At 65.9% G+C, this 19800-nt stretch carries 17 protein-coding genes and 1 tRNA gene; 7 read left to right on the top strand and 11 right to left on the bottom strand.

All coding sequences use genetic code 11. The features are described 5' to 3' along the window. Window positions 1-284: 284 nt before the first annotated feature. Window positions 285-367, top strand: a tRNA-Leu gene (locus BWQ92_RS10230). Between the two features lie 77 nt (window positions 368-444). Here the strand turns inward: BWQ92_RS10230 and BWQ92_RS10225 are convergent. The 10 genes from BWQ92_RS10225 to BWQ92_RS10185 form a co-directional block, all read right to left on the bottom strand. Then, window positions 445-1191, bottom strand: coding sequence for a hypothetical protein (locus BWQ92_RS10225; protein WP_076799411.1), 747 nt, complete (start codon window positions 1189-1191; stop codon window positions 445-447). 264 nt (window positions 1192-1455) lie between these two features. Then, window positions 1456-2811, bottom strand: a complete 1356-nt coding sequence (locus BWQ92_RS10220; protein ID WP_076799410.1) for an MFS transporter — start codon at window positions 2809-2811, stop codon at window positions 1456-1458. 211 nt (window positions 2812-3022) lie between these two features. Next, window positions 3023-3718 carry a FadR/GntR family transcriptional regulator gene (locus BWQ92_RS10215; RefSeq protein WP_076799409.1) on the bottom strand — a complete coding sequence of 232 codons (696 nt, stop codon included), beginning with the start codon at window positions 3716-3718 and terminating at the stop codon, window positions 3023-3025. Window positions 3719-3728: 10 nt separating this feature from the next. Beyond that, window positions 3729-4856, bottom strand: coding sequence for an L-talarate/galactarate dehydratase (locus BWQ92_RS10210; RefSeq protein WP_076799408.1), 1128 nt, complete (start codon window positions 4854-4856; stop codon window positions 3729-3731). 218 nt (window positions 4857-5074) lie between these two features. Next, window positions 5075-5278, bottom strand: coding sequence for a hypothetical protein (locus BWQ92_RS23520; RefSeq protein WP_157365137.1), 204 nt, complete (start codon window positions 5276-5278; stop codon window positions 5075-5077). A gap of 75 nt (window positions 5279-5353) precedes the next feature. Next, entirely contained in the window at window positions 5354-6274 is a 921-nt protein-coding gene (locus tag BWQ92_RS10205; RefSeq protein ID WP_076799407.1) for an AEC family transporter, read from the bottom strand. A gap of 40 nt (window positions 6275-6314) precedes the next feature. Further along, window positions 6315-7643, bottom strand: a complete 1329-nt coding sequence (locus BWQ92_RS10200; RefSeq protein ID WP_076799406.1) for an enolase C-terminal domain-like protein — start codon at window positions 7641-7643, stop codon at window positions 6315-6317. Further along, the gene (locus tag BWQ92_RS10195; protein WP_076799405.1) at window positions 7640-9253 is read right to left on the bottom strand and encodes an aldehyde dehydrogenase (NADP(+)); all 1614 of its coding nucleotides are present in this window, start codon (window positions 9251-9253) and stop codon (window positions 7640-7642) included. The genes BWQ92_RS10200 and BWQ92_RS10195 overlap by 4 nt, the downstream gene beginning before the upstream one ends. Window positions 9254-9302: 49 nt before the next feature. Then, window positions 9303-10217 carry a 5-dehydro-4-deoxyglucarate dehydratase gene (gene kdgD / locus BWQ92_RS10190; RefSeq protein ID WP_076799404.1) on the bottom strand — a complete coding sequence of 305 codons (915 nt, stop codon included), beginning with the start codon at window positions 10215-10217 and terminating at the stop codon, window positions 9303-9305. A 142-nt stretch (window positions 10218-10359) separates the two neighbouring features. Beyond that, the gene (locus BWQ92_RS10185) at window positions 10360-11244 is read right to left on the bottom strand and encodes a LysR family transcriptional regulator (RefSeq protein ID WP_076799403.1); all 885 of its coding nucleotides are present in this window, start codon (window positions 11242-11244) and stop codon (window positions 10360-10362) included. A 146-nt stretch (window positions 11245-11390) separates the two neighbouring features. On the opposite strand from BWQ92_RS10185, the gene BWQ92_RS10180 reads away from it, so the two are divergent. The 5 genes from BWQ92_RS10180 to treS all read left to right on the top strand — a co-directional run bounded on the left by BWQ92_RS10180 (window position 11391) and on the right by treS (window position 17573). Further along, entirely contained in the window at window positions 11391-12392 is a 1002-nt protein-coding gene (locus BWQ92_RS10180; protein WP_076799402.1) for a Bug family tripartite tricarboxylate transporter substrate binding protein, read from the top strand. 5 nt (window positions 12393-12397) lie between these two features. Further along, window positions 12398-12982, top strand: coding sequence for a tripartite tricarboxylate transporter TctB family protein (locus BWQ92_RS10175; protein ID WP_236783171.1), 585 nt, complete (start codon window positions 12398-12400; stop codon window positions 12980-12982). Window positions 12983-12991: 9 nt separating this feature from the next. Next, window positions 12992-14518, top strand: coding sequence for a tripartite tricarboxylate transporter permease (locus BWQ92_RS10170; protein ID WP_076799401.1), 1527 nt, complete (start codon window positions 12992-12994; stop codon window positions 14516-14518). After that, window positions 14515-14919, top strand: a complete 405-nt coding sequence (locus BWQ92_RS10165) for a universal stress protein (RefSeq protein WP_076799400.1) — start codon at window positions 14515-14517, stop codon at window positions 14917-14919. The genes BWQ92_RS10170 and BWQ92_RS10165 overlap by 4 nt, the downstream gene beginning before the upstream one ends. 419 nt (window positions 14920-15338) lie before the next feature. After that, the gene (treS, locus tag BWQ92_RS10160; protein ID WP_076803647.1) at window positions 15339-17573 is read left to right on the top strand and encodes a maltose alpha-D-glucosyltransferase; all 2235 of its coding nucleotides are present in this window, start codon (window positions 15339-15341) and stop codon (window positions 17571-17573) included. On the opposite strand, the gene BWQ92_RS10155 is transcribed toward treS, so the two are convergent. Next, on the bottom strand, window positions 17513-18658 hold the full coding sequence (locus tag BWQ92_RS10155; RefSeq protein ID WP_083706274.1) for a LacI family DNA-binding transcriptional regulator: 1146 nt from the start codon (window positions 18656-18658) through the stop codon (window positions 17513-17515). The two genes, treS and BWQ92_RS10155, sit on opposite strands and share 61 nt — an antisense overlap. 177 nt (window positions 18659-18835) lie before the next feature. Between BWQ92_RS10155 and BWQ92_RS10150 the strand changes: the two genes are divergently transcribed. Beyond that, window positions 18836-19702, top strand: a complete 867-nt coding sequence (locus BWQ92_RS10150) for an ABC transporter substrate-binding protein (protein WP_076799399.1) — start codon at window positions 18836-18838, stop codon at window positions 19700-19702. Window positions 19703-19800: the final 98 nt, after the last annotated feature.

The raw sequence follows: 19800 nt of genomic DNA, 5'->3' as shown, positions 1-19800 counted from the left end.
CCGATACTACTTGCCACGTCTGCGAAAGACCTTAATCCACAACGCGCCGCGGACTCGATTCGTTCACGTTTCCCGCACGAATGTGTGCGCGATCACAGACGGCAGCCGTCCGTGGGGTGCGCCTTTGAGGGGCCGTGCAGCCGCGGCAGCACGGGCAGAAACCGTGCTGCGAGGTGGTGCAATGGCCCGATTAGGAATTTGCGGCAGGTGTCCGTTATGCTTGATCTCGCTGCTTTTACAAGGCCGCAAGCCGGATCCCGGCTGGGCTGAGTGGAAGAAGTTGCGCGCGAGTGGCGGAACGGCAGACGCGCTGGCTTCAGGTGCCAGTGTCCGAAAGGGCGTGGGGGTTCAAATCCCCCCTCGCGCACGCATCGGGACCCCGGGAAATCCAAGGATTCCCCGGGGTCCTTTCTTGTTTCTGCGGCTACCTGACCTCACCCTGCCTCAGCCGGCAGCCAGCGCGGCACTGACCAGCCTGGCGAGTTCCGGAGCCGCACTTGCGGTCACAGCCCCGGTGGCGCCGGTCTTCACAACGGTGGCAGCCAAAGTACCCTTTACGCCCGTAACGGTCAGTACGGCCTGCTTCTGTCCTGTGGGGAGTGTCTGGGTCTGCAGGGCGCTTATCGACTTCTCGGCTTCCACCGGGACTTCCAGGGTCTTCATGGCACTGGTGATCTTCTGCCCCTTCAATTCGACCGTATAAGTGGAGCAGTCGCGGATCGCTGCCTCGCTTTTGTCGAACTGGCTCGTCATGACGGCGGGATCCTTGACGGCGAAAACCGTCACGATCGTTGCTGTCTTGGCTTCCGCCGCCAGGCTTGCCCCTGCCGCGTAGGTGCTGCCCTCGGGAACCTGGGTGTTGTTGTCTGCCAGGACCCCGCACTCCTTCGGCGTGATGACAGCGTTCTTGAGAAGTTCACGGGCCACGATGAGCCCCTGGTCCACCTGGGCGGCGGGCACAACTGTGAGGGCCCGTCCCTGCGCGTCCTTGAGTCCTGTGACGATCGCGGTGAGGTCCTCGTTGGTGTAGGCCTTCGCCGGTGACGTTGGTGCGGGGGATGTCGGTGTGGCAGACGCGGAGGAGGGCTCCGCCGTCGTACTTCCCGTGCTTGACGGTGCGGGTCCGCCGCAGCCGGTGAGGAAAATGGCCGCTGCCGCGGCAAGGGAGATTGGCGCGATGCTCTGGTGCATGAGTGGATCCCCGTTCCCTGTGCCGGCTGGCCTGCGGGTTTTCGCGGGCCTGTCCCGGAAACCGCCCCTGCCGGGGACCGGAGCGCAGGGAGCAGCGTTCGGCTTTCGCCCGGCCGCGTGCGATTGCTCCGAGCGTACGGCGCTTGTCCTTTCAATGCCAGAGCACAGAGGGGGTGGACTGGCGGCCCACACAGGAAAACGCGCGAGGCGGGCGCCGGAATGCCGGCACCCGGCCCCGCTGACTGTCACGTCACTGCTGATGGCCTACTTTGCCGTTGACGGCTCCAGCCGTGTTGCGCCGGGGGCCGATGCCTTCTCCGCAACGCCGGAGCCTGGCTTCCGCTCCTGGAGGAAGTAGACCAGGATGGCCGCCACCGTGGATGCCGCGGCGAGGGCGAACAGGCCGGGGACCACGCTTCCGGTCTGCTCCTTGATGATGCCGAACCCGAACGGTGCCACGAAGCCGCCGAGGTTGCCCAGCGAGTTGATGACGGCGATGGCCGGGGCGAGGACCAGCGGGTGCAGGGCCGACTGCGGGATGGTCCAGAACAGCGGCGACGCGCTCTTGAAGCCCATGGCGGCGATGGCGAGGAACACCAGGGCCAGGACCGGGGTGGCGACAGCTGCCGCGAGCGTGCCGACGGCGGCCACGAGGAGCGCAGCGACCAGCAGCGGGCGCTTGGACTTTGCCTTGTCCTGCCACTTCGCTGCGAAGTACATGGCGAACACAGCGCACACCCAGGGGATGGAGGAGAGGAAGCCGACGGACAGGTCCGTGGTGCCCGGGATCTGCTTGACGATGGTCGGCAGCCAGAACGTGTTTGCGTAGATGGAGAGCTGGACCGAGAAGTAGATGCCGCACAGCAGGAGAATCTGCGGGTTCAGGAGCATCTTCCAGCGGTTGACCTTGCCGGTGCCGGCCTTGGTGTGCTGCGCGTCCTCCTGCTCGATCGTTGCGGTGAGGGCCGACTTTTCGGCTGCCGTGAGCCACTTGGCATCCTGGATTTTGGCGTCGAGGAAGAAGAACACGGTGATGCCGACGACGACGGAGAGCGCTCCTTCGAAGCCGAACAGCCACTGCCAGCCGCGCAGGCCCAGGACGTCGTGCAGGCTCAGGAGCAGGCCGGCGATGGGGCCGGAAAGGGCCGCTGCCACCGAGGAGCCGGCGATGAAGATGGCGGTTGCCTTGCCGCGCTGCCCGGCGGGCACCCAGCGGGCGAAGTAGAAGATGACGGCCGGGAAGAAGCCGGCCTCCGCAGCGCCCAGCAGGAACCGCAGAACGTAGAACATGACCTCGTTCTGGACGAACGCCATGAGGAAGGACACGATGCCCCAGCTGACCATGATCCGGGTCAGCCAGACCTTGGCACCGTACTTCTCCATCATCACGTTGCTCGGGAGCTCGAAAATTGCGTAGGCGATGAAGAACAGGCCGGCGCCGAAGCCGTAGGCGGCGGCGCCGATGCCAACGTCAGTCTGCAGGTGGTCCTGGGCGTACCCGATGTTGGACCGGTTCAGCTGGTTGCATACGAGCATTACCAGCATGATGGGCAGCACGCGCCGGAAAAACTTCTTCATGGCCGAAGCCACGTCCGTGACAGCAGTGTCTACAGACTGCATTGGGGGAATCCTCTTTGATAGAGCAGCAAGATCACGCGGTGGGGGACTACGGGGTGGCCGTTGTGGTCCTCGCCACAGCACGTTGTTAACTGTAAGCAGGAGGTTTCATGCCCGTCCAACACACATATTGCATGGCGTGATACCCACAAGGAACCACTGCCGCATCCTGGCAGCTCAAGCCCGTGATTCAGCGGGGCGTAGCCCGGGGACTCTACTCGCGTCCGGCCCGCAGCCTGCGGCGGGAGTTTGCCAGATGATTCCGCATTGCTGCAGATGCTGTGGCTCCATCACTGTCCGCGATGGCGGCAAAAATGGACGCGTGTTCGTGGACCACCTGCTCAAAGTGGTCCCGTGCGTAATGCTCGACGCCGGTCATCAGCCGGGTGCGCGGCATGGCGATCATGGTCTGGCCGAGGGACGCCAGGCAGTCGGTGTAGAAAGGGTTTCCGGAGGCAGCGGCGATGGCTTTGTGGAACTCAAAGTCCGCCTTCATTGCGTGGGCGGGATGCTCGACGCTGTCCGTGAACTCTGCCAGTGCCTGCCGCATGGCGCCCAGTTGCCGCTCCGTGCGGTTTCCTGCGGCCAGGGCTGCCGCTTCGGATTCGACGCCGATCCGGAATTCCAGCAGGTGCTGCCGGTCTTCGGCGGTGACCACGGCCCTGGCGGGCTGGCCCGACGTCGGACCCGCCGTGGGCGGGGTCAGCGCAAAACTGCCCCGCCCGCGTTCGGTTTCCACCAAGCCTTCTGCCTGAAGCCGCGTGAGTGCAGACCGGACGACTGTCCGGCTGACGCCGAACTCGCCGATAAGGGTGTTTTCGCTCGGAAGCTTTTCGCCGGGCTGGATGATGCCGTCGACTATGCGGGTGCGAAGGTCGGCGGTGAGGTCCGCGGTCAGGTTCCGGCTCATGGATTTAAGGTTACGCGCCGAATTCCACGGTCTCGGTGGTCCACGCACGGGCCTGGTCGCTGAGGCTGACGCCGAGGCCCGGGCGGTCCGGAACGATCATGCGGCCGTCCTTGGTCTCAAGACGCTCGTTGAACAGCGGGTCCAGCCAGTCGAAGTGCTCCACCCACGGCTCGCGCGGGTAGGCGGCGGCCAGGTGCAGGTGGATTTCCATCGCGAAGTGCGGGGCCAGGCCCAGGCCGCGTTCGTCGGCCAGGGCGGCGAGGCGGAGGAACTGGGTGATGCCTCCCACGCGCGGGGCGTCGGGCTGGATGATGTCGCAGCCGCCGGCGGCGATCAGGCCCTTGTGCTCGGCCACGGAGGCGAGCATTTCGCCGGTGGCGATGGGGGTGTCCAGGACCTGGGCCAGGTGGGCGTGGCCCTCGAAGTCGTAGGCGTCCAGCGGTTCTTCGATCCAGATCAGGTTGAACTCCTCGAGCTGGCGGCCCATGCGCAATGCTGTGGCGCGGTCCCACTGCTGGTTGGCGTCCACCATGAGGGGCACGTCCCAGCCGATATGTTCACGGATGCCTGCGACGCGGCGCAGGTCCTCCTTGGTGTCCGGAAGCCCCACCTTGATCTTGATGCCGCCGATGCCCTCTTCGATGGACTGCGTGGCGCGAGCCTTGACCTCGTCGAGGGTGGCGTTCAGGAAGCCGCCTGAGGTGTTGTACGTCTGGACGGAGTCGCGGTAGGAACCCAGCAGCTTGGCGAGGGGCAGCCCGGCACGCTTGGCCTTGAGGTCGTACAGCGCGATGTCGATGGCGGCGAGGGCCTGGGTGGCAACGCCCGAGCGGCCCACGGAAGCGCCGGCCCAGAGCAGCTTGGTGTAGAGCTTGCCGATGTCGTTGGGATCCTCGCCGATGATTCCTTCGGCGACTTCCTTGGCATGGGCGTACTGGGCGGGACCGCCCGCGCGCTTGGAGTAGCTGAAGCCCAGGCCGGTGTGGCCCTGCTCCGTGGTGATTTCCGCAAAGAGGAAGACGACCTCCGTCATGGGCTTCTGGCGGCCCGTGAACACCTTGGCGTCGCTGATCGGGACGGCCAGCGGAAGGCGTGCGGTGGAAAGTTTGACGTGCCGGATCAGATCGACGGTGCTCATGGGTTCTCCTTGGAAGTAGGGGCAACATCGCCCGCCTACTTAGGATACAAGCTAACAACTTATACTACAAGTATGCGGCGGGAATGGACCGGCCAAGGCACCAGGAGTGGAATGCGCAATCCACGCACAGCGTTATAGCTGTTGAAATCTCAGAAGAAGGGAGGATGTTCAGTCAGAGTGACCAAGCATGAAAAGGCACGTTTGAGGTTCTGCGACTACTACTCGTTCATGTCGTACGCGGACTTCACGGCCTGGGTGGCGGCCGCGGATGGGGCCGCCCCTGATATGTCGTTTTCCGAGACCACCGGCCAGGACTGAATCCCCGCATCCGGAAGCGGCAGTGTGGCCGGGTCCAGCACCTGAGGAAGCCGGACCCGGCAGTCCTGCGCGAAGGAGCCGAAGCTGCCTCCCTTCAAGGACATATCCAATATTCGCCCCTGCACCTTGTGAAAACCCTGCTCTCAGCGAAGGGCCGGGACCGCTGCACGGCCCTTCACCTATCCCGCTGCCCAGGCAACCACCAGCAGCGCGCCTACGCACAGGATGGTGGTGCAGAGGATCACGTCCCGGGCCACAGTCATGCCGCGCCCGTAGGGGGAAGCGAACAGGAAGACGTTCTGTGCAGTGGGGAGGGCCGCCATGATCACGCTGGCCAGCAGATGCTGCCCCTCGAGGCCAAAGACAAAGCGCCCCAGCAGCCAGACGATCACGGGCATGCCGGCAATCTTCAGGAACGTGGCCACGAGGGTCTCGGTGCGGCCGTCATCCTTCTGCAGCGGCGCGCGGCCGGCCAGCGAGAGGCCAAAGGCGAGCAGCACCATCGGAACCGCCCCGCCGGCCAGCATGTCGATCGGCTTCCGCAGCAGCTCCGGCTCCTGCCAGCCGGTCAGCGCAACGAGTACGCCGAGGGCCGAGGCGATGATCATGGGGTTGGACAGCGGCTGGAGCAGCACCTTCTTCCACGAGATCCGGGCGCCGGAGAACACTCCCAGCAGCGTGAGGTAGAAGGGGGCCAGGACCAGGAGCTGCACCAAAAGCACCGGGGCCACATGCTGCGCGGTGCCGACGGCGTACAGCGAGACCGGAATGCCGATGTTGTTGGCATTGGCGTAGCTGCTGGCCATCGCGCCGACGGCGGTTTCCGCAGCCGGGCGGCGGAAGAACAGGAAGCTCAGCAGCCAGTAAAGAAGCCCCACTGCCGCTGCTGAAAGCAGCGCCAGTGGGGCGTCAGTTCCGAGTGCGGCCCGGATGTCCGAGCCGGCCACGACGGTGTAAAGCAGGGCAGGGTTAGTGATGTAAAACGCGCTGCGGGTCAGCGCGCCCTGGACCTCGGGACCCAGAATACGGAACCTGGCAGCGAGGTAACCGACGGCGATGACTGCAGAAACGATGAGGATTCCGGAGACGACGCCGCCCACACTCTGCCCTTCTATTTATCTGTATGTACGGGAGTTGCGCTCAACGGACGAGGCAGGGCCGCTTCGGGTCGAAGGACCAGCCGTCGATGTAGTACTGCATGCCGATGCTGTCGTCGCGGGCGTCCAGTCCGTGCTCCAGGTACAGCTGGTGCGCCTTGTCCAGGGCCGCGCGGTCCAGCTCGATGCCAAGGCCGGGTGCGTCCGGAACCTCGATGGCGCCGCCCTTGATCTGCAGCGGGTTCTTGGTCAGGCCCTGACCGTCCTGCCAGATCCAGTGCGTATCCAGGGCGGTGATCTCGCCGGGAGCCGCCGCGCCGGTATGTGTGAACATGGCGAGCGAGATGTCGAAGTGGTTGTTCGAGTGCGAGCCCCAGGTCAGGCCGAACTCGTTGCACAGCTGCGCCACCCGGACCGAACCGTGCATGGTCCAGAAGTGCGGGTCCGCCAGCGGGATGTCCACGGCGTTGCTGCGGATGGCGTGGGACATTTCCCGCCAGTCCGTGGCGATCATGTTGGTGGCGGTCTTCAGCCCGGTGGCCCGGCGGAATTCAGCCATGACCTCGCGGCCGGAGAAGCGGCCTTCAGCGCCGCACGGGTCTTCGGCATAGGCAACGACGCCCTGCATGCGCTTGCCCAGCCGGATGGCCTCCTCGAGGAGCCAGCCGCCGTTCGGGTCCAGGGTGACACGGGCATCGGGGAAGCGTTTGGCCAGCGCCGTCACCACGTCCACTTCGTCGTCGCCGGACAGCACGCCGCCCTTGAGCTTGAAGTCGCTGAAGCCGTAGCGCTCCTGCGCCGCCTCGGCCAGCGCCACAACTGCCTCGGGAGTCATCGCCTCCTGGCGGCGCAGTTCTTCCCACCGGTCCGACGGCGATTCCTCCACCAGGTACGGCAGGTCCGTCCGCTTGTGGTCACCGATGAAGAACAGGTATCCGAGCATCGGCACAGAGGTCCGCTGCTGGCCGTCGCCCAGCAGTTCGGCCACCGGGACGCCAAGGAACTGGCCGTGCAGGTCCAGCAGTGCGGACTCGACGGCGGTGACGGCGTGGACGGTGGTGCGCAGGTCGAAGGTCTGCAGGCCGCGGCCGCCGGCGTCACGGTCGGCGAACTCAGCGGTGATTTCGCGCAGCAGCGAGCGGTAGCGGGCCACCGGCTTGCCGGCGATCAGCGCACCGGCTTCCTCGATGGTGGTGCGGATCTTCTCGCCGCCGGGGACCTCGCCGAGGCCGGTCCGGCCGTCGGAGTCGGTCACGATGACCACGTTCCGGGTGAAGAACGGCCCGTGGGCACCGCTGAGGTTCATCAGCATGCTGTCGTAACCCGCAACCGGGACGACCTCTACGCGCGCAATTGTCGGCTGGGCGGTCATGCGTTGACCTCCTCTTTCTCTTCAGCGGCCACAACGGTGCCGTCAATCCGGCGGTTCAGGTGCCACGGGTTGGCGTCCTGGAGGGCTGCCGGGAGGAGTTCCTGCGGCAGATTCTGATAGGCCACGGGCCGGAGGAACCGGTTAATGGCCAGCGTACCCACGGAGGTGGTGCGTGTGTCAGAGGTGGCCGGGAAGGGGCCGCCATGGACCATGGCGTGGCCGACTTCGACGCCGGTGGGCCAGCCGTTGACGATGATGCGCCCCACCTTCTGCTCCAGCGCCGGGATCAGTTGTGCCGCCGTCGGGTAGTCCTCTTCGGTGAGCTGCAGGGACGCGGTGAGCTGCCCCTCGAGCCGGTTGGCCGCCTCGACGAGTTCCTCGGCGGAGGAGTAGCGGATCACCAGGGATGCGGCGCCGAAAATTTCAGTGTGCAGGACCTCGTTGGTGATGAAGTCGCGGATTTCGGTGCCGTAGATGGCCGGTGCCGGTGCATTCTCGGTGGGGCCGGGGGTTCCGGTCCCGACGACGGTCACGTTCTCAGCGGCGCCGAGCGCCTGGGTGCCGGAGTTCCAGGAATCGGCGATCCCTGCAGTAAGCATTGTCTGGCCGGCGCAGGCGGCAACAGCGCGGCCGACGGCGGCAGCCAGTTTGTCGCCCGCCTCACCGGCGGGGGCGAACAGCAGGCCGGGGGAGGTGCACAGCTGACCCGAGCTGCCGGTCACGGCGGTGATGTACTGCTGTGCCAGTGCATCGATCTGTTCGGCCGGGCCGTCCAGGGCGCCGGGGAAGACAAACACCGGGTTGAGCGAGGACATCTCCGCGTAGACAGGGATCGGTTCCGGGCGTGCGGCGGCGGTGCGCATCAGCGCGATGCCTGCGCTTTGGGAGCCGGTGAAGCCGACGGCCTTGATCGCCGGGTCGGCGACGAGGGCCTGGCCGATGCTGGAACCGGGGCCATAGATGAGGGAGAAGACGCCCGGGTGCAGGCCGGCGTCGCGGACGGCCTTGGCGATGGCCTGGCCCACCAGCTCACTGGTGCCGGGGTGGGCGTTGTGGGCCTTGAAAACCACGGGGCAGCCCGCGGCGAGGGCAGACGCGGTGTCGCCGCCCGCCGTCGAGAAGGCCAGCGGGAAGTTGCTGGCACCGAAGACGGCGACCGGGCCCAGCGGGATCTGGCGCTGGCGGATGTCAGCGCGCGGCAGGGGCGTGCGGTCCGGCAGGGCCGGGTCGATGCGCACACCGCGGAAGTCGCCCTGGCGGACCACGTTGGCGAAGAGCCGCAGCTGGCCGGTGGTGCGGGCGCGTTCGCCGGTCAGGCGGGCGGCGGGCAGGCCGGTTTCCTGGCCGGCGCGGACGATCAGTTCATCGCCGATCGCTTCGATGTTGTCCGCGATCGCGTCCAGGAACGCGGCGTGGGTTTCGGGGTCCAGCGTGCTGAAGGACGCGAAGGCCTCGGCCGCCGCGGCGGTGGCAGCCCTGAGTTGCTCCTCGGTGAGCAGGGTGTAGGCGGGCTCGAGCTGTTCGTTGCTGGCCGGGTTGAAGGCGAAGGTTGTCTTGCCTTCGCCGGCAACGGTCTGTCCAGCGATCAGGGAGTGTCCGGTAAGGGGCACGGTTGTTCCTCCTAAATACAGGTGGTGTGGGCCGTCAGGAAACGGTCGACTAGGAAACCCTGGCGATGAGTTCCTTGAGGTCGGCCAGGTCCTTTTCCGCCATGTTCTGCAGTGGGGGACGGACTCCGCCGGCGGAACGGCCGATCGCGTCGAGGCCGCCCTTGACAATGGAGACGGCGTAGCCCTTCACGCGGTCGCGGATGTCCAGGTAGGGGATGACGAAGTCGTTGAGCTTCTGGTTGACGGCCACGCGGTCGTTGTTGCGGACGTCCCGGTAGAAGTCGAGTGCAAACTGCGGAACGAAGTTGTACATCGCGCTGGAGTACGTGCTCATGCCCAGCTGCAGCAGCGGCAGCGCGAAGGTCTCCGCCGTGGGCAGGCCGCCGAGGTAGAACAGGCGGTCGCCGAGCTTGGCGTAGACGCGGGCGTCGTGCTCGAGGTCGCCCACGCCGTCCTTGAAGCCGATCAGGTTTTCGTGCCGGTCGGCCAGCGTGGCCACCGTGGTGTCCTTGTAGATGGCGTTGGCGCGGTTGTAGATGATCACGCCCAGGGAAGTGGCGCTGCAGACGGCGCTGACGTGCTCGATCAGGCCACCCTGGTCGGCCTCGGTCAGATACGGCGGCAGGAGCAGGATGCCCTCGGCGCCGGCGGCCTCGGCAGCCTTGGCGTTCTCGATGGCCTGGGCGGTGGAGCCGCCGGCGGAAGCCAGGACGGGGACCGTGTTGCCGACTTCCTCGACGGCGGCACGGACCACGCGGGCAGACTCGGCCGGGGTGAGGGAGAAGCCCTCGCCCGTGCCGCCGGCGGCGAAAAGGCCGGCGACCGGGAAGCTGGCCTGCCACGCCAGGTGCTTGCGGTAGTTCTCCTCGTCGAACTGCAGCTCTGCATCGAACGAAGTCACGGGGAAGGACAGCAGCCCGTCCTTGAGGGTGTTGGCCAGTTCCTGGGGTGAAAGTTTTGCCACGGGATGTCCTTGGAGTCGGTGCCGGAGGCGGCGGAGGTGGGGTGATTCCTTTTCAGAGTAGGGACCCCCGTCCATGCCTGTCTAAGTGCATTTTTGAATCCATTGATACCCTCCGCGCATTGAGTCCATGAACGTTCGCAGCCTATCCGCCGGCAAACTCCAGGTCTCGCAGCAGCCGCACCAGGGCGGGGTTCTTGGCGTCCCGGTTCCAGATGGCATGGAGCTCCACGGGCTCTTCCTCGCTGCTGGCCAGCCGGAGAAAGGAAACACCGCGGATGCCCAGCGCCGTTGCCGAGTGCGGCACAAAGGCCACGCCCCGCTTGGCGGCCACAAGCGAAACCATGGTGAGGATCTGGCTGACGGTGTGCACCGCGTTCTCGTGCCGGATATCGTGCAGGCGGACCACGAGGTCGTAGAAGTACCGGGCCTCCGTGGGCGAGTGCATGATGAGGGGTTCGTCCTTGAAGTCCTCGTTCCGGATGTCCCGCTTCAGGCCCGCCAGCGGATGCGAGGCGGGAACGGCCAGCACCATGGATTCGCGGTAGAGCAGGTGGGAGTCGAAGACTTCCGTGTCGAAGGGCGGCCGTGCCAGGCCGAGGTCCAGCTCGCCGGTGAGGAGCCCCTGGATCTGTTCACCTGTCACGAGTTCCTGGAGGTCGATGTCCACCTCGGGAACGATGGCGCCGATCTCCTCGAGCAGGGGCCCGAGGATGCTGAAGCCGCTCGCGGCGGTGAATCCGATGCGCAGGTGGCCCTGGCGGCCGGAGGCGATCCGCCGTGCCGTCACGGGTGCCCTGCTGGCCAGCGCCATCAGCCTGCGTGCCTCGTCAAGAAACGCGCGTCCGGCTGCCGTCAGCTCCACCCGGCGGTTGTCCCGCTCGAGCAGTTCGGCCCCCACGGTCTTCTCCAGCTTCTGGATCTGGCGGCTGAGCGGCGGCTGGGTCATGTTGAGCCGCTCGGCAGCCCGGCCGAAGTGCAGTTCCTCGGCGACGGCGATGAACCCGGTCAGCTGGTCGAAGGTAAACATGATGCCCTCCCGGTATTACTTGATGCATATTTGGGCTTAGACATGCATCATAGCGCCTCCCTAAACTCGTCCTAGCGAACCGGCAGTGACCGGGTTCACATCCCCCTGCGGGCTGAGGCAGCCCGCGGTGCAAATGAGGAGTTTCAATGATGCACTTCCCCACCCGCCGTGCTGTTCTTGGCGCGGCGTCCGCCATCACCCTGTTGGCCCTGACCGCGTGCGGCAACGTTTCCGGCGGCAGCGCTGACTCATCCAAGTACCCCAACGGCCCGGTGACCCTGACCGTGGGCCAGGCACCGGGCGGAAGCACGGACCTCATCGCCCGGGCAATTTCGGAAGGTGCGGCCAAGCCGCTCGGCGCCCCGATGCCGGTGGTGAACAAGCCCGGTGCCAACGGCGCGCTGGCCAGCAAGGAGGTGGCAGGCAAGCCCGCCGACGGCCAGAACCTGCTGCTGCTGACCGCTTCCCTGATCACCATCACCCCGCTGGCCGTGACCAAGGACGAGGCCGTCAACATCGATGACTTCGACATCATCACCGGCCTGTCGCAGGACGACTACGTGCTGGTCGCCAGCGAAAAGTCCGGCTTCAAGTCCATCAAGGATGTAACCTCCGCCGGGCGCAACGTCACCTACGGCACCACCGGCGTCGGCACCGGCAGCCAGCTGGCCCAGACTGTCCTGTTCAAGCAGGCCAACGTGAAGGGCACCGACGTTCCCTTCGACAGCGGCAAGCCCGCCCTGACCGCCGTCCTGGGCAACCAGGTTGAACTGGCCACCATCCAGCTCGGCGAGGCCATGCCGCAGATCGAGGCCGGCAAGGTGTCCCCGCTGCTCGTCTTCTCGGAGGAGCGCAACTCCTTCCTTCCGGACACTCCCACCGCCAAGGAATCCGGCTATGACGTCCCGGTCGCGCAGTACCGCGCCGTCGCCGCTCCGAAGGGAACCCCGCAGGAAGTCAAGGACAAGCTCCTCGCCGCCATCCAGGAAACCCTGAAGTCTGACTCCTACAAGGAGTTCAACAAGAAGAACATGCTGACGCCGAAGGAGATCTCCGGTGAGGAAGTAGTCACCCAATGGAAGGACTACGCAGCCAAGTACAAGGCCCTGGTGGAGAAGTACGACATCAGCCTCGCCGGAAACAAGTGAGTCCAGTGCAGGCAGCAACACCGGTACCCGGCGGGGGGAGCAGCCCGAACGCTGTTTCCCCCGCCGGGAACGGCAGCAACCTTCCCGCCGAAGAGCTTGACGATCTGACCCCCGAACAGCTGGCAGCCCAGTGGGAGGAAGAAAAGCCCCCTGCCGCCGGCGCGCTGGCCAACGTGGCGTCCTCCCTGGTGGTCATCGGCGTTGGCGTCGGAGCCGTTGTCCTGTCCATCGCCATGGGCCTGGGCACACCGTCCGCACCCCAGCCGGGCCTGTGGCCCTTCATGATCAGCTGCGTCTTGGCGGCCCTCGGGCTGTTCCAGCTGGTCATGGGCCGGCGCAACCGGGACGCGGAGAAGTTCACCCGCATGTCCCTGGCCGCGCTGACGGGCCTGGTCACCCTGGCCGCGATGGTGGCACTCATGCCGCTGATCGGCTTCGAACTGCCGGCCCTGGTGCTGTGCATCATCTGGATGCGGTTCCTTGGCGGCGAAACCTGGCGCTCCACGCTCCTGGTCAGCGCCCTCGTGGTGGCAGCCTTCTACGGCATCTTCGTGTTGGCGCTCAACACTTCCATTCCCCACCTCTTCTAGGAGACCACCGTGGATTTCCTGAATCCCGTGATCAACGGATTTGCAGTCGTCCTGGAGCCGACCAATCTGCTGTACTGCCTGATCGGCGTCGTTATCGGCATGCTGATCGGCGTGTTGCCCGGTCTGGGGCCCGCGGCAACCATCGCCATCCTGCTTCCGCTCACCTACAACGTGGAGCCCGTCACCGCCATCATCATGCTGGCCGGCATCTTCTACGGCGCCCAGTACGGCGGCACGATCACCTCGGTGCTCCTGCGCCTGCCCGGCGAGGCGTCCTCGGTGGTCACGGTCTTTGACGGCTACCAGATGGCCAAACACGGAAAAGCCGGCACGGCCCTCGGCCTGGCGTCCATCGGCTCGTTCGTCGGCGGCACCGCTGCCATCGTTGGACTCACCTTCCTGGCTCCGATCGTGGCCAGCTTCGCCCTGGACTTCGGGGCACCCGAATACACCGCCCTGGCGCTGCTGGGCATCCTGCTGGTGGCCACCATCAGCAGCGGAGCAAAGGCCAAGGCACTTATCGCGGCCGCCATCGGGCTCCTGCTCGCCACGGTTGGCCGGGACGTCTTCACCGGTGAAAACCGGTTCACCTTCGGCAGCCTGCAGCTGGCCGACGGCATCGGCTTCGTCCCGATCGCCATGGGCATTTTCGGCCTCGGCGAGATCCTCTACAACCTCGAGGAGCGCCACCGCGCCGCCAAGGCCCCCTCCGCCGTCGCAAACGTATGGCCCAGCCGGGGCGACCTCAAGCAGGCGTCCGGTGCGATCGGCCGCGGGTCAGTGCTCGGCTTCTTCCTGGGCATCCTGCCCGGCGGAGGTGCCACCATCGCCTCGATGGCCTCCTACGCCATGGAGAAGAAGCGGGCCAAAAAGCCGGAGCGTTTCGGCAAGGGCGCGCCGGAAGGTGTTGCGGGACCGGAAACTGCCAACAACGCAGCCGCGACGTCTTCCTTTATTCCGCTGCTCACCCTTGGCATCCCTGCCAACGCCACCATGGCGCTGATGTTCGGCGCGCTGCTGATCCAGGGCGTCACCCCCGGTCCGCAGCTCGTGGACGAGAACCCTGATCTGTTCTGGGGCGTGGTGAACTCCATGTACATCGGCAACATCCTGCTGCTGATCATGAGCCTGCCGCTCGTGGGCATCTTCGTTAAGATCCTCCGGGTCCGTGCCGCCATCCTGGCACCCATCACGGCGCTGATTACGCTGCTCGGCGCTTACACCATCAACAACAGCATGTTCGACGTCACCCTCGTGGTGGTCTTCGGCATCGTGGGCTACCTGATGAAGAAGTTCGGCTTCGAGCCCGGCCCGCTGGTGCTGGCCTTCGTCCTGGGCGAACTGCTCGAAAGCTCGCTGCGGCGTTCGCTGCTGGTGTTCGGCGGTGATCCGCTGGGCTTCTTCGGCCGGCCCATCTCCGCCACGCTCCTCATCGTGTTCGTCGTCGTGGCCGCCCTCCCGGCCATCCGCTCCGCGCTGGCCAAGCGCAAGGCGTCCGCAGTTACTCCCGCCGCAAAGATCAAGGAAAAGGTATGAGCATCATCGTTGGATTTGTCCCCACCCCGGCGGGGGAGGCTGCCCTCGCGGCCGGCATCGCCGAGGCCCGGCTCCGGAACCAGGAGCTGGTGATCGTCAACTCCGCCCGGGAAGGCGCCCTGGTGGACAAGTCGGTGGCACCGGACGATGTCCTGGCCAAGGCCTCCAGGCGGGCCGAGGAAGCAGGAGTCACGGCCAGGGTGATCCAGCCGCCCTACCAGCATGACCTGGCTGATGAGTTCCTCGACGTCGCCCGGGAGGAAAATGCCTCCCTGATTGTCATCGGGCTGCGCCACCGCACGCAGGTGGGCAAGTTCATCCTGGGCAGCCACGCCCAGCGCATCCTCATGCAGGCCGACCGTCCCGTTCTGGCCGTGAAGGCCGACGGCGGCCAGTTTTAGTACCCGAAGCACCACGCGGCAGGAGGCGGGCCGGTATCCGAACAGGATCCCGGCCCGCCTCAGCCGTATCCTCCACCTTGTTACCCGGTGGGACGGAGCCACGGAGGACAGTGTGCGTCACCGCCCGTGTGGGAGCTGTTGATTCCGGCCCCAGTCAGCATAGGGTGGGCGGAGCGGACAAGCGTGAATACTCTCAGGACGCCGGGGTACGGAAGGACTTGAAGAACACCCCTGGGGGAGGTGCCACGCAGGAACCACCGACAAAGGAGAAGTCTGTGCGGGAAGCAAGCTTCAGCAAGATCGGTTCAGCAGCCGACGAGTTCGACGGCGAGACCAACGGTTTCGGGGCCGGCACAGGAGCGGTGCCGCCCGGGGAAGCGGCTCCGGCTGATCCGGGAGCCGGAGGTCCGCAGACGGAAGTGCCCGAAGTGCCCGGGGCAACTGAAGCGCCGGAAGTAACCGAGGCCGCTGACATCACCTACGACGAGCAGTTCTATCCGGCCCGTCCCAAGGCGCTGCGGCCAATTGCCCGCCGCCGGCAGTTCTTTGCCGACCGTCCGTCGCTCGAGTTCGACGGACGGAATGCGGCCTATGTCGAGTGGCTGCGGAACCAGGCCATGCTGGGGGACGCCAATGTGATGGCGCGCCAGCTGTCCGGCCAGGCCAGCATGTGGCAGCACTCGTACGCCCATCCGAACCCGCGGGCGGCCGTGGAACGCGCACCCGTCTGGTTTACCGCGTACCCGCTGTCCTTTATCACCCGGCCGGGCCAGTCCTTCCTCTCAGCCCTGGGAGATCCTGAACTGTGGGATGCTTTCCGCGAGATCGGGATCAGGGGCCTGCACACCGGCCCGGTCAAGCTCGCCGGCGGCATCAGTGGCTGGACCCAAACGCCCAGTGTGGACGGGCACTTTGACCGCATCAGCATGGCGATCGACCCGGTGTTTGGCACCGAGGATGAATTCCGCCGGATGTGCGAGGTTGCCGTCGAGCATGACGGCACCGTCATCGACGACATTGTTCCCGGCCACACCGGCAAGGGGGCCGACTTCCGCCTGGCCGAGATGAACTTCCGGGACTACCCCGGCATCTACCACATGATCGACATCCCGGAAGAGGACTGGCACCTGCTGCCCGACGTCCCCGAAGGCGAAGACTCGGTCAACATCAGCCCGGACGCGGAGCAGGCACTGCAAAAGGCCGGGTACATCATCGGCCGGCTGCAACGCGTGATCTTCTATGAACCAGGGGTCAAGGAGACCAACTGGAGCGCCACGCGGCCCATTGTGGACACGGCCGGGAAGACCCGCCGCTGGGTGTACCTGCACTACTTCAAGGCCGGCCAGCCGTCCATCAACTGGCTGGATCCCACCTTTGCGGGCATGCGACTGGTGGTGGGGGACGCCCTGCACTCGCTCCTCGACCTGGGCACGGGTGCGCTCCGGCTGGATGCCAACGGGTTCCTGGGCGTGGAGAAAAGCGCCGAGGAACAGCCGGGCTGGTCCGAAGGGCACCCGCTGTCCGAGGCGGCAAACCAGCTGATCGGATCCATGATCCGCAAGGTCGGCGGGTTCTCCTTCCAGGAACTCAACCTGACCATCGACGACATCAAGGCCACCTCGGAGTCGGGCCCGGACCTTTCCTACGACTTCGTGACCAGGCCGGCCTACCACTATGCGCTGGTGACCGCGGACACCGAGTTCCTGCGCCTGACGCTGCGGCTTGCCATGGAGATCGGCGTGGACCAGGCGTCCCTGGTGCACGCCTTGCAGAACCACGACGAACTGACCTACGAACTGGTCCATTTCGCGGCCGGCCACAAGGACGACGTGTTCGAACTCAACGGCCAGGAACTCACCGGCGCCGAAGTTGCCGAGCATGTGCAGCAAACCCTGCGGGAACGGCTGACCGGCCCGGAGACCCCCTATAACGCCCTGTTCACCACGAACGGCATCGCCTGCACCACGGCGAGCTTCATCATGGCGGCCCTGGGCATTAAGGACCCGGAGAACCTCACCGAAGAACAGCAGGCCCAAATCCTGGACGCCCATATCCTGCTGTCCATGTACAACGCCCTCCAGCCCGGCGTCTTCGCCCTGTCAGGCTGGGACCTCACCGGCGTCACGGCCCTGGACCGCCAGAGGGTGCGGGAGCTCACGGCCCAGGGGGACACGCGCTGGATCAACCGCGGTGCGCACGACATCATGGGCACCAGCCCCGAGGCGGAGGCTTCCTCCGCGGGCATGCCGCGGGCCCGCAGCCTCTACGGTCCGCTGCCGGAACAGCTCAAGGACCCGGCCTCCTTCGCCCGGCGGCTGCAGAAAATCCTTGAGGTGCGGGAGCAGAGCGGGATCGCCACCAGCACCCTGCTGGATGTGCCGGAGGTGTCCCAGCGCGGGTTGCTCGTGATGGTCAACCGGCTGGGGGACGGAAACCTGCAGGTCACTGTCCTCAACTTCTCCGGCCAGGACATCTCAGGCAGTATCCAGTCCACCCACCTGGTTCCCGGCAGCAGCGTCCACGACCTCTTCAGCGGCGAGACCGTGGGCCAGGTCGATGACCTGCACAGCTTCTTCCTCGAACTGGCCGCCTATCAGGGCACTGCGCTGCTCCTGAAGGAAGGCAAGACGGAGGACGACGGCGACGCTGAATGAGCGGGACCGGAACCGGAGGTGCCTGGCACCGCCCCCACCGAGCCCCGGTGGACCAGGGCGGCATTGAACTCCGGCGCCGGCACCAGCGGCGGGCGGCCCTCGATCTGCCGGATCAGGGCGGCCGCCGCCGCGGCTCCCATCTCGTAAACGGGCTGGGACACGACGGTCAGCGGAGGTGTGGTCAGGCGGGTCCACGCGAAGTCGTCATACATCAGGAATGACACGTCCTCCGGGATGCGCAGTCCCATTTCCTGGATGGCTTCCACCACGCTGAGAGCGATCAGGCCATCGGAAGCCACGACGGCGGTGGCCGGATCTGCGCCCAGCAGCACCTCACGCGTGAGCTTCCGGATGGAGCCGGCGTCACCGGCATTGAGCCGCACGAGATCTTCCGGAAAGTTGTGCCCCGAGTCAGCAAACGCGCGCCGCATCCCTTCCAGGCGGTCCGAAATCTGCGACGAACCCAGCCGCATTCCGGCGGAAAAAACGGTATCGGAGCGCAGCGTCGAGATGAAGGCCACCCTTCGGTGTCCGGCGTCGAGCAGGTAATTGGTGGATTCGTAGGAGATCACGGTCATGTCGACGGCGACGGTTTCCACTGCGAGGTCTTCTGCCGAGCGGTCGAGCAGCACCAGGGGCCGGCCCGCTTCGTGGACCCGCCGCAGGTGCTGGGTCTCCACCGACGACGCCGGTGCGACGATCAGGCCGTCGACCCTCTTGTCGAGCAGCACGCGGACAGCATCCACTTCGGCGGCGGTGTCCTCGTCCGTGTTGATCAGGATGACGTTGAACCCGCTCTTCTTCGCGGTGTCCGTGATCCCTCTGGTGGCCAGTCCGAAATGCGGGTTTTCGATATCGCCCACGACCACCCCGATGGTGTTCGATTTCCCGGTGTTCATGCTTCGGGCCAGCTCGTTGGGCCGGTAGTTCAGCTCCTCTGCGGCGGCGAGCACCCGCTCGCGGACGTCCTCGCTGACGGCCCCGTAGTTGCCCAGCGCACGCGCGGCCTGGGCCTTGGACACCTGGGCAGCTTTTGCGACGTCGGCAACTGTTACGTCCCGCCGTCTTGCTCCGTCACTGCTCATGTTCACCTTTCAGAGGGGCTGTTGACGCCGCTTGTGAGTTCCGCTACATTTCTAGCAATCGATGTGAGTCCGGTCTCAATCGTAGGGACTGAGACCGGACTCAGCAAGAGCTTCATCGACCAAAATCCTTCGGCGGCCCTGACAGCACCGCCCTCCCTCCCACGATTGGACAACGCTGTGATCAAACTGAACTTCCGTCCGGCAGCAGTGGCTGCGGCAGCCCTGGCGGCCATCCTCGCCCTCTCCGGCTGCGGCGGATCATCCTCCGCCACCTCGAGCCCGGCCGACAACCCGTACGGACTGATCGAACCTGGCACCATCCGGGTGGCCAGCCTGGGTGACTCCAAGCCGTACACCTTCACCGACGCACAGGGTAACTTCACCGGCTTCGACGTCGAACTGTTCAAGGACGTGGCCCACCGTGCCGGCGTAGACAAAGTGGTCTTCACCGGACAGGACTTCTCCGGACTCCTCGCCGCCGTAGCCAACGGGCAGTTCGACGTCGGGGTCGCTGCCATCGGCATCACGGACAAGCGCAAGGAAACCGTCGACTTCTCCAACGGCTACCTCGCCGGTTACCTGACGGTCATCACCACCAAGACCTCCGGCGTCAAGGACGCGGACGGCCTGAACGGCAAGCGTCTGGGCGTGGTGCAGGGGACGCTCCAGGAAGCGTACGCCGTCAAGAACTTCACCTCCGCCAACCTGGTGCGCTTCCCGGACAACAACACCGCCATCGCAGCCGTCAACAGCGGCTCCGTGGACGCCCACTTCCTCGACTACGAGGCAGCCAAGGCCTACCAGGAGCAGTACGGACTGGTCAGCGCTGCGGACATTCCGTCCTTTGACGCCCCCGCGGGCTTCGCCATCGCTAAGGACAAGCCCGCTTTCAAGGAAGCGCTGAACAAGGGCCTCGCCGAAGCAATGGAAGACGGCACGTGGAAGAAGCTCTACCAGAAGTGGTTCCCGGGCTCCCCGATGCCGGAGCAATACCTGCCCAAGGCCGAGCAGACCGCCACGCCGGCTCCCACCGCAAGCAAGTAAGCGGGGTCAGGTCCGGCAACGGATCTCCGCCGGGCGGGCCGCGTACAGGCCGCCCGCCCGGCAGACAACACATCCAACCCGGCTCACGAATTCAACAA

The organism is Arthrobacter sp. QXT-31 (assembly GCF_001969265.1).
Classification (GTDB): domain Bacteria; phylum Actinomycetota; class Actinomycetes; order Actinomycetales; family Micrococcaceae; genus Arthrobacter.
Note: the sequence above shows the minus strand (reverse complement) of the source record. Positions and strands in the feature narration are given on the sequence as shown.

Excerpts from the sequence above, each read along its gene's own strand:
- BWQ92_RS10215 (WP_076799409.1), bottom strand. The coding sequence starts at position 3,718 with ATGAGCCGGAACCTGACCGCGGACCTCACCGCCGACCTTCGCACCCGC.
- BWQ92_RS10210 (WP_076799408.1), bottom strand. The coding sequence starts at position 4,856 with ATGAGCACCGTCGATCTGATCCGGCACGTCAAACTTTCCACCGCACGC.
- BWQ92_RS10225 (WP_076799411.1), bottom strand. The coding sequence starts at position 1,191 with ATGCACCAGAGCATCGCGCCAATCTCCCTTGCCGCGGCAGCGGCCATT.
- BWQ92_RS10185 (WP_076799403.1), bottom strand. The coding sequence starts at position 11,244 with ATGTTTACCTTCGACCAGCTGACCGGGTTCATCGCCGTCGCCGAGGAA.
- BWQ92_RS10155 (WP_083706274.1), bottom strand. The coding sequence starts at position 18,658 with ATGAGCAGTGACGGAGCAAGACGGCGGGACGTAACAGTTGCCGACGTC.
- BWQ92_RS10220 (WP_076799410.1), bottom strand. The coding sequence starts at position 2,811 with ATGCAGTCTGTAGACACTGCTGTCACGGACGTGGCTTCGGCCATGAAG.
- BWQ92_RS10165 (WP_076799400.1), top strand. The coding sequence starts at position 14,515 with ATGAGCATCATCGTTGGATTTGTCCCCACCCCGGCGGGGGAGGCTGCC.
- BWQ92_RS10200 (WP_076799406.1), bottom strand. The coding sequence starts at position 7,643 with ATGACCGCCCAGCCGACAATTGCGCGCGTAGAGGTCGTCCCGGTTGCG.
- BWQ92_RS10180 (WP_076799402.1), top strand. The coding sequence starts at position 11,391 with ATGATGCACTTCCCCACCCGCCGTGCTGTTCTTGGCGCGGCGTCCGCC.
- BWQ92_RS23520 (WP_157365137.1), bottom strand. The coding sequence starts at position 5,278 with ATGTCCTTGAAGGGAGGCAGCTTCGGCTCCTTCGCGCAGGACTGCCGG.